Annotated in this window: 10 protein-coding genes; all 10 read right to left on the reverse strand. The window is 50.5% G+C overall.

The features are described 5' to 3' along the window. Positions 1–65: 65 nt before the first annotated feature. Positions 66–1727: a glycerol-3-phosphate dehydrogenase/oxidase gene (locus tag C6I21_RS13400; protein WP_105960002.1), complete on the reverse strand. Its 1662-nt coding sequence runs from the start codon at positions 1725–1727 to the stop codon at positions 66–68. 171 nt (positions 1728–1898) lie between these two features. Next, positions 1899–3395 (reverse strand): glycerol kinase GlpK, encoded by a 1497-nt coding sequence (gene glpK / locus C6I21_RS13405; protein WP_105960003.1) that lies wholly within the window; start codon positions 3393–3395, stop codon positions 1899–1901. Positions 3396–3408: 13 nt separating this feature from the next. After that, positions 3409–4257 (reverse strand): MIP/aquaporin family protein, encoded by an 849-nt coding sequence (locus C6I21_RS13410; protein ID WP_105960004.1) that lies wholly within the window; start codon positions 4255–4257, stop codon positions 3409–3411. A 208-nt stretch (positions 4258–4465) separates the two neighbouring features. Continuing rightward, positions 4466–5023, reverse strand: a complete 558-nt coding sequence (locus tag C6I21_RS13415) for a glycerol-3-phosphate responsive antiterminator (protein ID WP_105960005.1) — start codon at positions 5021–5023, stop codon at positions 4466–4468. 53 nt (positions 5024–5076) lie between these two features. Beyond that, entirely contained in the window at positions 5077–6063 is a 987-nt protein-coding gene (locus tag C6I21_RS13420) for an aldose epimerase family protein (RefSeq protein ID WP_105960006.1), read from the reverse strand. Next, positions 6060–8072 carry a beta-galactosidase gene (locus C6I21_RS13425; RefSeq protein WP_105960007.1) on the reverse strand — a complete coding sequence of 671 codons (2013 nt, stop codon included), beginning with the start codon at positions 8070–8072 and terminating at the stop codon, positions 6060–6062. Before C6I21_RS13425 ends, C6I21_RS13420 begins: the two co-directional genes overlap by 4 nt. An 84-nt stretch (positions 8073–8156) precedes the next feature. Next, positions 8157–9692: a GNAT family N-acetyltransferase gene (locus C6I21_RS13430; RefSeq protein ID WP_105960008.1), complete on the reverse strand. Its 1536-nt coding sequence runs from the start codon at positions 9690–9692 to the stop codon at positions 8157–8159. A 62-nt stretch (positions 9693–9754) separates the two neighbouring features. Then, positions 9755–10216, reverse strand: a complete 462-nt coding sequence (locus tag C6I21_RS13435; RefSeq protein WP_105960009.1) for a chemotaxis protein CheX — start codon at positions 10214–10216, stop codon at positions 9755–9757. A 25-nt stretch (positions 10217–10241) separates the two neighbouring features. Next, complete coding sequence (locus tag C6I21_RS13440) at positions 10242–10934, reverse strand: DUF2225 domain-containing protein (RefSeq protein WP_181186261.1); 693 nt, start codon at positions 10932–10934, stop codon at positions 10242–10244. 566 nt (positions 10935–11500) lie between these two features. Continuing rightward, positions 11501–12466: an ABC transporter permease gene (locus C6I21_RS13445; RefSeq protein WP_105960011.1), complete on the reverse strand. Its 966-nt coding sequence runs from the start codon at positions 12464–12466 to the stop codon at positions 11501–11503. Position 12467: the final 1 nt, after the last annotated feature.

Raw genomic sequence — 12467 nt, forward strand, 5'->3', positions numbered from 1 at the left:
CCTTCCGTCAAATCGGTCTACTTCAAGTTAACCGCATTACAGGGGTCTCCGTAAAGACTTTTCTGTTAATTTTTCTCTTTTGTCTCCACCGGATGGATGGCGTAGTAAATTTCTTCCTCCAGAAGATCTCGGTGTTTCTGCTTCTCTTCCTCGGACCAGTGGTATCGGCTGTCCATATACGTTATGACATTTTCTTTATATTCCTGAACGAAATCGATGTCAAAGAACAGCGCTGCGGTCCTGCGGTTAAAGAAATCAATCGGGGAAACGACCATTTCTTCTTCAATACCATAGACGAGGGAAGCAAATACGCCAACCGGCAGTCCGTAGTTTTCCGCTTCGCTCCCCTGCGTTTCAATGATTTCGAACACGCGGGATACATTGGATCCGTAGAGGTTCGCCAGCCGGTCTGCTTCCGCCGGCGCCAGGCCGAGACGGACGCCCTCTTCTGCGGCATGACGGACAAACGATTCCAGTTTAGCCGAACCGCCGACATCTCCGCCGGAAAGTTTAATTTTATCCGTGATGCATTTTTTCTTTATGCCTTCTTCTTTAACAATCATATCCACAATCCGCTCCGCCATTTTCCGATAACCGGTCAGCTTTCCTCCAGCGATCGAAATGAGACCGGAATCAGACACGAATGTCTCATCTTTCCGGGAAATCTCGGACGCACTTTTTCCTTCTTCGTGAATCAGCGGGCGCAGCCCGCTCCAGCTGGACTCCACGTCTTCGCGCTTTATATCCATAGAAGGGAACATGGCGTTGGATGCACGGACCAGATAATCCATATCGGCTTCGGTCATCCTTGGTGTTGCTATTTCCTCTGTATAGTGGGTATCAGTCGTACCAACATACGTTTTCCCGGCTCTCGGAATAGCAAAGACCATACGTCCGTCGTCGGTATCGAAGTAGACAGCCTGCTTCAGTGGGAAGCGGGACTGATCGAAAACGATATGAACGCCTTTTGTGAGGTGGAGGTATTTCCCTTTTTTGGACTTATCTTTTTCACGGAGATCATCGACCCACGGTCCGGCGGCGTTCACGACATGTTTTGCGTGAACATCGTACGTTTCTCCGGAGCGGAGATCTTTGATCCGGGCGCCGATGACCTTCCCGTTCTCGTAAAGAAGCGTTTCCGCTTTCGTGTAGTTGACAGCATTAGCACCCCGGTGAACGGCTTCTTTCAACGTTTCCAGCGTCAGACGGGCATCATCCGTTTTGTATTCTACGTAATAGCCGCTCCCCTTCAGTCCTTCTTCACGCAGAAGCGGTTCTTTTTCCATCGTTTCTTTTTTATTCAGCATCTGGCGGCGCTCGTGTTTTTTTACTCCTGCGAGAGTATCGTACACTTTCAGTCCGACAGAAGAAGCGAGTTTTCCATATGTGCCCCCTTTAACGATCGGCAGCATCATCCACTCAGGTTTTGTCACGTGCGGTGCGTTCTCATACACGATCGCACGCTCCTGACCGGTCTCTTTTACGATCCCGAATTCAAACTGCTTCAGGTACCGCAGGCCTCCGTGGACCAGCTTCGTGGATCGGCTGGATGTGCCGGCTGCGTAATCCTGCATTTCTACGAGTCCAGTGTTGAGACCGCGGGAAACCGCATCGAGCGCAATACCGGCACCGGTGATGCCCCCGCCGATGACGAGAATATCCAATGTGCCCTGTGTCATGTTTTTAAGGCTTGCTTCACGCTGTAGTCCTGAGAATGGCTTTACCATGTAAAAAACTCCTTTGTCTTATAGGATCAAGGCTGGATAAAGAAAAAAGAGACCACAGCTGATAGGAAGCTGGACTGCTCCTGCTTCTCCGCTGTGGTCTCTCCGGCATCTCAGACCTTGTATCAAGTTAAGACTATTGTATCACACATAGTCTTAACGGTAAATTGTTTATTACCGTTTGAAGGCCTTCGTTGCCTGTACCGCGGTTTTCCAGCCGTCATACAGCTCTTCCCGCTCTTCTTCCTTCATTTTCGGTTCAAACGATTTTTCGATGCTCCACTGCTTTGCAACCTCTTCTTTACTGTCCCAGAAACCGATAGCAAGACCGGCGAGGTAAGCTGCACCGAGTGCCGTCGTTTCCTGCACTTTCGGCCGGTCCACCTGCGTGCCGAGTATATCACTCTGGAACTGCATTAAGAAATCGTTGGCTACAGCGCCGCCGTCGACCCGGAGTGCTTTCAGCTGTATGCCCGAGTCCGCTTCCATTGCATCCAGCACGTCACGTGTCTGGTACGTGAGTGACTCCAGCGTGGCCCGGATGAAATGTTCTTTTTCCGTTCCGCGTGTTAGACCGAAGATCGCACCGCGCACATCGCTGTCCCAGTAAGGTGTACCAAGTCCGACGAATGCCGGCACGACATAGACGCCGTCTGTCGATGTAACACGTTCTGCATATTCCTGTGTTTCCGGAGCGGACTTAATCATCCGGAGGCCATCACGAAGCCACTGAATCGCCGAACCGGCAACGAAAATACTTCCTTCGAGAGCGTATTCGACTTTACCGCCTTCGCCCCAGGCGATCGTTGTCAGCAGGCCGTGCTCTGATTTCACCGGCTTTTCTCCGGTATTCATGAGCATGAAACAGCCTGTACCGTACGTGTTTTTCGCCATCCCTTTTTCAAAACAGGTCTGGCCGAATAGAGCTGCCTGCTGATCCCCAGCTGCGCCGGCGATCGGCACTTTCTGTCCAAAGAAGTGATAATCTACCGTATGGGCATAAACTTCCGACGACTGCTTTACTTCCGGCAGCATCGATTTCGGTACGCCGAGAATATCGAGCAGCTCGTCATCCCACTTCAAGTCATAAATATTATACATCAGTGTCCGTGAGGCATTCGTATAATCTGTCACGTGTGCTTCGCCGCCGGAAAGTTTCCAGATGAGCCACGTGTCGATCGTACCGAAGAGAAGATCGCCGTTTTCTGCTTTCTCCCGGGCTCCGTCAACGTTATCCAGAAGCCACTTCACTTTCGTTCCTGAAAAGTATGCATCAATGAGCAGTCCGGTTTTATCCCGGAAAAGATCGTTATATCCTTTTTCTCTAAGCTCCTGGCAGATACCATCAGTCTGTCTCGACTGCCAGACAAGAGCGTGATAAATCGGTCTTCCCGTATGCTTATCCCATACAACAGTCGTTTCCCGCTGATTCGTAATCCCGATCGCGGCAACGTCACTTGCTGCCACTCCCTGATTATTCAGCACTTCAGCCATCACGCTTAAAATGGAGGACCAGATTTCGTTTGCATTGTGCTCCACCCAGCCCGGCTTTGGAAAGTACTGTTTGAATTCTTTTTGTGCGACGTCGACGATCTCTCCGGCTTTGTTGAAGAGAATCGCTCTCGAGCTCGTAGTTCCCTGGTCAAGTGCAAGAATGTAATTGGCTGTCATAAATGCATACCTCCTAAGCTTTTTTTCCTAATGTAGGATTCTGGTAAACGAAGCGTTTCTCCTGCATTTTCAAGTGTTTTCTTTCAAGAAAAAATGTGAGCACCATCACTCCGGCAAATAGAGCCATAAAAACCCAGAGCATTGGATAGAAAGTGCCTTCAAACATCGCTGCGTAGGACAAGGAACCGAGACCGCCGCCGATGATCGGACCAGCGATAGGTATCCACGCATAGCCCCACTCGGAAGAACCCTTGCCTTTAATCGGCATCAGCGCATGAACGATACGCGGCCCGAGGTCACGTGCCGGGTTGATTGCATAGCCGGTTGTTCCACCGAGGGACAGGCCGATCGCAACGATCAGAAAACCGACGATAAGTGGATTCAACCCTTCGGTAAACTGGTTCGCACCGATGAACAAAAGACCGATAACGAGGACGTAGGTGCCGAGTACTTCACTGAAAAAGTTGGACGGCGTGTGACGGATCGCCGGCCCGGTTGAGAATACACCGAGCTTGGCTCCTGGATCCTCTGTGGCATTGAAGTGGGCTACATACTGGAAATAAACGAGTGTTGCCCCGATCATCGCACCGAGCACCTGTGCGATAATGTAGGACGGCACCTGGCTCCACGGGAAATCCCCGACCAGTGCAAATCCGATGGTTACTGCCGGATTAATGTGGGCGCCGCTGATCTGACCTACCGCGTAGATGGCAAGTGCCACCCCGAGCCCCCATCCGGCGGTGATGACGATCCAGCCGCCTCCGGATGCTTTGGAATCCTTCAGGACCACGCCTGCAACAACCCCTGCACCTAAAATAATCAGAATCATTGTGCCAAAAACTTCTCCCCAGAATGGTGACATGTGATTCTTCCTCCTTTTTTTCCGGATACTAAAAAAGACCAATGAAAAGTTGACCCAGGTATTACAAACACTGAGTAAACATTCATTGGTCTCCTTCGTCTCCATGAATAATATATTAACTTGATTTCATTTAACCATCTCTTGTAAGCGTTGTCAATATAAAATATAAAAAAAGTTCACGGAAGCTTCTGCCTCCGTGAAAATGCGTTCACTTCTCTTCGGTAATTTTCCACAGACGTCTGTTGGAGGTCGTCACGGCAAATGCACCCGCATCGAGAGCAGCCTGCACTTCCTCGTCGGAACGGATCAGCCCGCCGGCAATGACGGGAACATCCATATCCCGCCGCACTTCCTCAATGATGTGGGGAATAATGCCTGGAAGAATTTCCACACAGTCCGGCTTGATCGTATTCATCATCTGGTAGCTGGACTGAAGAGCCAGGGAATCCAGCAGAAAAAGGCGCTGTATAGTGATGAGGCCGGCTTTTTTTGCGGTGGAAAGAACGCTTCTCCTTGTAGACACGATACCGTCCGGCCGGATGTCCTGACAAAGAAACTGGGCCGCAAATTCATCTGTCTTCAACCCCTGCACCAGATCGGCATGCAGAAGCACTTTTTTATCCGAACGTTTTAATTCACGCACCAGACTTTTCAGCTGACCGATATGCGTATTCAAAAGTACGATGTACTCACTGTCTGTTTTGATCGCTTTATCAATATCCTTTAAATCACGAATCGCCGGCAGTATCGTTGTATTTGTAAACATGACGCCCCCTCCTTCATAAAGGGCATTCTACCTCACCTGTCAAAAAAGAGCAATCAGGCAAAAGAGTATGTCGTCCGGGAGCGGTACGTTTTATCTGCAGGCAGAAGAATAGCTTCCGTCTGATCGGGCGGATGCTGCGTTTCCAGACAGACGGCTCCGTGGCGGGTTTCCCGGCTTCCATTGATGGATCTTGTGCCATTCATTTGATTTCCCGTATACATAACGACAGCCGGCTGATCGGTCGTCACCGTCATCGTTCTTCCCGTTTCGGGACTGGAGAGAACCGCTGCCGGCGAATTTCCGTTCAGAAGGAAAGGATGATCGATCCCACCCTGGACGAGTGTTGTCTGCTCATGGTCCTGCAGAATGCCCTCGCCCAAGCGGCGTGGTGATTGAAAATCAAACACGGGGTGCCCATCCACAGAAGCCTCTTCTTTTGGGAGCGATCCTTCTTCAAGCAGAAAGACCCGGCCGGCATCCAGCTGCAGCGTATGGTCCAGAACCGTTTTCCCGCCGAGGTTAAAATAGCTGTGATTGGTCAAATTGACCGGTGTTGTGCGATCTGCCCGAGCTTCGTAATCAATATGAAGTTCGTTTTCATCCGTCAGCGTGTACGTTACTTTTACGTCAAGCGTGCCCGGGTAGCCATCTTCTTTATCCGGAATGGTACAAATGAAAACGAGTGCTCCGGACAGCTGTTCCACTTGAAAGAAACGGTGGGCAAGACCGCGGCTTCCTCCGTGAAGATGGTTTTCTCCATCATTGGCTTCCAGTTCGTAGCGGGTGCTGTCGACGTCGATTACCGCTCCTTTGGTCCGGCCGGATGTCCGGCCGATAACGGCGCCGAAATAGTAAGGATTCTGTTCGTATTCAGCCAGATCATCATAGGCAAGCACAAGGTTCCGCTTACCTTCTTCTTCCGGAAAACGAACAGCTGTAATAACAGCTCCGTAATTCAGCGCTTCAAGCTCCATCCCATTGCTGTTCTGCAGTGTGTAGCGGTAGACCGGTTTTCCTTGAAATACTGCTTCCTGCTTCATTTCTGCTCCTCCTTACGTACCTGCCAGACGTGAATACCGTGTTTTTCAAGCGGACATCTGCTGCCGAAAAGAAGTTCCGCCTTCTCCGGATGGCTGTACACCTGTTCCTCACCGGAAAAATTCATATAGAACAGATAGCTGCCTGTGTCTGTCTCCCGCTTCTGGCGGGTTACTCCTTCCGGAAGCGGAACAATTTCCACGCCGCTTTCTTCCGCAGCCTGATGAATGAGGTCCTGGACGCCGGCAGATTCGACGCGTCCTGCTGTATAGTAAACGGTTCCGTTTTTGAAGTTATTTCTCGTAACTGCCGGGTGGTCTCGGAAAAAATCATCGGTAAATGATGACAGTACTTCCGCTGATTCCACATGGCTTCGCTCGGTTAAATAGCGGAACTCCCGGATACCGCCTTTGCCTGCTGCGCGCCGGATCTGGCTTTCATACATGCCGTCGATTTCTTCCGGTACGATGCCGGTCAGATCCGCGAGCGGCGGCCGGCCGAGAAAGGCAAGGTCATTTTCATCCACGACGCCGCTCCAGTGCGTCAGCAGAAGAGTTCCGCCTTCTGCCACAAACGATTCCAGCGCTTCTTTCACGCCGGGGCGGAGCATGTACAGCATCGGTGCCGCAACAATTTTGTAGGACTGAAGCGGCTGGACGGAATCGATGACATCCACCGGAATACCTGCCTGCCAGAAGGCATGGTAATAGTCATGAACGGTTTCTTCATAAAACACCGATTCATTCCGGGGACCCTGGGCATCTTTAAGCGCCCATCGGTTCTCCCAGTCATAAATGACCGCAGCCGGAGCTTTCGTCCCGCTACCGGCAATGTCTGATAACGCCTTCAGTGCTTCACCTGTATCCTGAACATCACGAAACACGCGTGTGTGCTCCGTTCCGTCATGACCGACTACAGCGCCGTGGAGCTTCTCACTGGAACCGCGGCTTTTCCGCCACTGGAAATACTGGACAGAATCAGACCCATGTGCGACGGCCTGAAGGGAGGATAATAGGTGCATTCCCGGCTCCTTCAGCTTGGAATGCGGCTGCCAGTTGGTGACACTCGGCGTACTCTCCATCAATAGAAACGGCCCGCGGCTCAGCGATCGGTTCAAATCATGCATCATGGACGTCCAGGAACCGGTAAGAATGTCGTTTTCTCTCTGGTGCCAGAGTGGGTAGCTGTCCCACGAGACGATGGATACGTCGTCGACGAATTTCCAGTAGTTCAGTCCTTCGTAATCTCCCATGAAGTTGGTCGTTACCGGAGCCTGGGGAGAAATTTTCCGGATCGGCTGGATTTCATGACGGAAAAAGTCTCTCGTCTGCTCAGTGACGAACCGCTTCCAGTCAAGGTTCATACCATGTACCATGGATTCGCCGTGCGGTGCAGGCGACTCCACTTCCTCCCAGGACGTGTATGTATGACTCCAGAACGTCGTCCACCACGCATGGTTTAATGCATCAAGTGTTCCGTATTTCTTTTTTAAAAAGCTCCGGAATGCCTCCTGACAGTAATTGCAGTGACAGTCGCCGCCATATTCATTGGAAATATGCCAGCCGATGACGCCTTGATGCGCTGCGAACCGTTCCGCGAGCTTCCGGTTGACTGCTTCCGTTTTTTCCCGGTAGACCGGAGAAGTGAAGCAGTGGTTATGCCGGAGGCCGTGAAGGTTTCTCGTCCGATCGGCCTGCACACGAAGCACTTCCGGATACTTCCGGGACATCCATGCCGGACGGGCCCCGGTAGGCGTTGCAAGAAAGACGGAAATGTCATTTTCATGCAGCCGGTTAATCACTTCTTCCAGCCAGTCCAGTTCGTACCGCCCTTCTTCCGGCTCAAGCTCCGTCCAGGAAAAAATACCGACAGACATCACGTTGCACTGAGCTTTTTTCATCAGCCGCAGATCTTCTTCAAATACGTCCGGATACCGCTTCCACTGTTCCGGGTTGTAATCTGCTCCGTGCAGAAAATAAGGTGTTTTTTCATGAAATAATGGATGTGCCATCAAAAGTAACCCCTTTCATTTTTGCTCGATTGATAAAACAGAGGTGTCCCCTTTATACGGGAACACCTCTTTGAACTTGGTTGTTTAACAGTCGTAATCGACACGATATAGATCGTGACGGCGGTCTTTCCACTGTGTGACGTTTCCTGATTTTCTCGAACGCCGGAGCAGCTCAAGGTCCACATCCCCGACAACGACCGTTTCAATATTCGGGTGGCATTCCCCGACAATACCGTCACGGGAAAAGGCAAAATCAGACGGCGTGAAAATACCGGACTGGGCATACTGAATGTCCATATTCTCCACATGCGTTAAGTTGCCGACAGTTCCGGCGATCATCGTATACACCTGATTTTCCACTGCTCTTGCCTGGGCGCAGTAGCGTACACGCAGATAGCCCTGTCTGTCATCGGTACAGAACGGAGTGAAAATAATATTGGCACCCTTTTCTGCTGCAATGCGGCCGAGCTCCGGAAACTCCACGTCATAGCAGATCTGAATGGCAATTCTGCCGCAGTCAGTGTCAAACACCTCGACTTTATCGCCGCCCTGGATGCCCCAGAACCTGCGCTCATTCGGTGTCACATGAATTTTATACTGCTTTTCAATCGTGCCATCCCTGCGGAAAAGGTACGCAATATTATAAATATCCCCGTCCTCTTCCACGAAGTGGGAACCACCGATAATGTTTACATTATACTTAATCGCAAGGTCTGTAAAGAGATTAATATAATCTTCTGTGAAATCTGTCAGTCGGCGGATGGCGCGGCTCGGACTTTTCTCCTCAATAAAAGAAAGAAGCTGCGTCGTAAATATTTCGGGGAATACGACAAAATCAGAGGCATAGCTGGCACCCACATCTGCATAATATTCACACTGCTGTGCAAATTCATCAAACGAATCGATTTTTTTCATCATATACTGAATCGCGCAGATCCGGACAGGAAGCGCCGTTTTAAAATGACGTCTCGAAGTCGGACGGTAGTCAACGTTATTCCACTCCATCAGCGTAGCATATTTCATCGATGCCCGGTCGTCTGTCAGATAGTTGCGGTTCACCCGCTTCAACGTAAACCCGTTCATTACCTGAAAGGTGAGCACCGGATCAAATACGTTATGGTTCATCACTTCTTCGACATACTGCCGCGGGGACATTTCTTCCGAGTACTGACGGTAGTTGGGAATACGCCCGCCGATAATGATCGACTTCAGATTCCGCTCGCGGGCAAGTTCTTTTCTCGCTTCGTACAAACGGCGGCCGATTTTCATGCGGCGGTAGTCCGGGTGGACGGCCACTTCAATGCCGTAAAGGTTATAGCCTTCCGGATCGTGGTTCGTGATGTAGCCTCCATCCGTTATCTCATCCCACGTATGCTGGTCATCGTATTCATCAAAATTAATAAGAAGACTGGAGCAGGAACCGATAATCTCACCGTCTAACTCGATACAGAACTGCCCTTCCGGAAAGATCTCCAGGTGACTGATTAAGTGCTGCCGCGTCCACGGCTCCATATTTGGAAAACACCGATTGGAAAGTGTAATAATATCATCTATATCATTGTATTCAATGTTACGCAGAATAATCTTTTTCTCGAATTTCGACATATCCAGTGTCGACATGGCTGAACGCCTCCTTTTTCACGGACTGGACTTATTTTAGCACAGTCCGACCGGCGGAGGAATCAGGAAACCGACTCCAAGGATACGTGAACCGAAATGTCTCCGATTCCGGTCAGCATCGGCACGGTAATGAACGTTTTGGAGGAGCGGAATTTAGAAGAGCCTTCGTTGACGACCGGCGGGGTCACATCAATAATACAGTCTTCTTTGGACAGCTCCGTTGCCGTCGAGCCTGCCACCCAGTTGCCGAACTCCTGAATTGCACTCCATCCGATTTCATCCATTTCTTTAATTTCCATCCCGCCCATCATCGTACCGACGATGTTTTTCGCTGTTGCCGTATCAATCGAGCAGATAATCTGGCCGGTCAGCTCTCCGCTTACACCGAGAACGACCGCTACGTCATTACTGGGCACTGTTCCTCCGCCCGCCTGTGCTTTCTGTGGTGTCACTTCCACCTGAAAATGATCGGTCATAATACCTTTTGCTGCCCGGCAGACTGCGTTTATATGTGCTGCATTCATCGATTGCTTCATCCTCTCGTATTCCTTATGCCTTTGATGTCGTGCGCGTTTCCTGCCACTGCTCTCTTGCCCGTTCCACCAGAGCAGGATGCAGGTCCTTTTCTTTATGCTGAAAAATTTTCGAGAAATACGTCCCGGCTTTCTGCGCTTCTTCCAGCTGCCGGTTGGTTTCCCCGAGAAGAAATAAAAGTGTCAGTTCATCCATATCGGTATCCTGAAAATCTCCACTCATGTAGGAAGCTTCATATTCAGAAGCGGCCAGACGGAGAAAGCGGCCGTTCTCTGTCTCTCCCTCCGCTGTTCGCTGAAGCATCCAGTGAAGTTTCAATGCTGCACCCGCTGTGACCGCATGCGGCTGTTCTGAAAACGACGCACAGTAAAGCGCCAGTTTCCAGCAGTGCACCGCCTGAATTTCTGTCCGCTCACCGCCGAAATCTCTCGGTTCCCACTTGGAGGCTGCTTCCTCTGCGAAACGTTCAATCACGTCCGCTTTCCGCACGGGCAGAAAAGTTGCAGTAGATGCGTAGCCGCACTTCGAACAGACAGATACTTCGTAAAGAAGCGGATCAATGGATGGATCTTTGAACGTGCGGGAAAAATCCGCATGCACTTCCTTTACGCGGAGAAAACGGCTTCGGATCTGCATTGTCTTATAGGAAGACTGACACATACCGCAGGAGATCTGCACGGGATAAAATGGTGTTACCGCATCACTCATCGACATCAGCCTCCTAAAATCGTATCGTTTACATCCTTATAACTAGTATAAAGGACTCTTAAGTAAAGGGAAAGAGAAATTATTTTTTCTTTCGGGACTTATTTCATTATATGCCTCAGCAGCAGCATAAAACAAAAGTCATATATATCAGCCCAGCTTTGCTGATCCGCAGTAAAATAAACCAGGCAGAAACCGACTGGTCTTAAAAGCAAAGAGACGTTTGTTGAACAGGTACCCGCTTTCTGCCTGCACCTGCAGCCGTGCGCGTTCCGGAGGGAATCTGACAAGCGGAAGCGCCCTGGTCACCAGCGAGCCGTCCCGAAAGCTGATCTTCGCTTTCTTCGGCAGGGGTGTAGGAACCTCGAGCGAGTGGGCACTGCAGCCGGGTAGCGGTAAAGCTCTATCAACAGAAACAAACGGTAAATGGAACAGAACACTGAAATGCTGCAGCCCTTGGCATAACTGCTTGAATGAGGCTTTGAATTTTATACATTCTTACCTACAAAAAAGGTTCCAGCGCTGTAAAAACGCTGGAACCTTTTCATAATAGAAATTTTCGTATCGAATTAACGGCTTCCTTTTGTATATGGCTGATTCAGCGCCTTCGGAGGTTCTGCTTTGCCAACGAATCCGGCAAGTGCAAAGATCGTTAAGACGTAAGGCAGAATCAGGAACCAGATCTGCGGAATTGCGGAGAGTCCCGGCAGCTGCTGGGCTGACGTACTGAGGGCCATCGCAAGTCCGAAGAAGATGGCAGCACCCATAGCGCCAAACGGTGTCCACTTACCGAATATCAAGGCTGCAAGTGCCATGAATCCCTGGCCGACGATTGTACCTCCGGCGAAGTTTCCGGCGATCGTAATCGCGTAAACCGCACCACCGGCACCACCTAGTGCACCACTCATCATTACCCCGATATAGCGTGTACGGAGAACTTTGATTCCCATCGTATCCGCTGCCATCGGATGTTCACCGACAGAACGGAGACGCAGGCCGAATGGTGTTTTAAAGACGACGAACCAGACGATAACAACGATGAGTATCGCAACGTACGTCGTAGCATACACGCGGTCAAACAGCATTGGTCCAATAATTGGAATATCACTCAGAATTGGAATCGGTGTCCGGAACAAACGCTCGGAAATGGTATCTGTCTGACCCCGGTCAAATATTTCCCGCGTCAGGAAAACGGTGAGACCAAGCGCCAGGAAGTTCAGCGCAACACCACTGACGATCTGATCACCACGGAATGAAATGGAGACAACTGCGTGAATGAGAGAGAAAATGGCTCCGATGACAACAGCGAACAAAATTCCGAACCACGGTGAAGCGGCGCCAAAGCCGAAGGACTCAAACATCAGCGTACCGACAATACCGCCGAACGCCCCCATAACCATAAGACCTTCCAGACCAATGTTTACGACACCGGAACGTTCACTGAACAATCCGCCCATTGCTGTAAGCATCAGAGGAGCCGCTGCAATTAAGGCAGCAGGGACAATCGTCACTAAAATTTGATAAAGTACATCCATG

The sequence above is a fragment of the Alkalicoccus urumqiensis genome, from assembly GCF_002993335.1.
Lineage (GTDB): Bacteria > Bacillota > Bacilli > Bacillales > Salisediminibacteriaceae > Alkalicoccus > Alkalicoccus urumqiensis.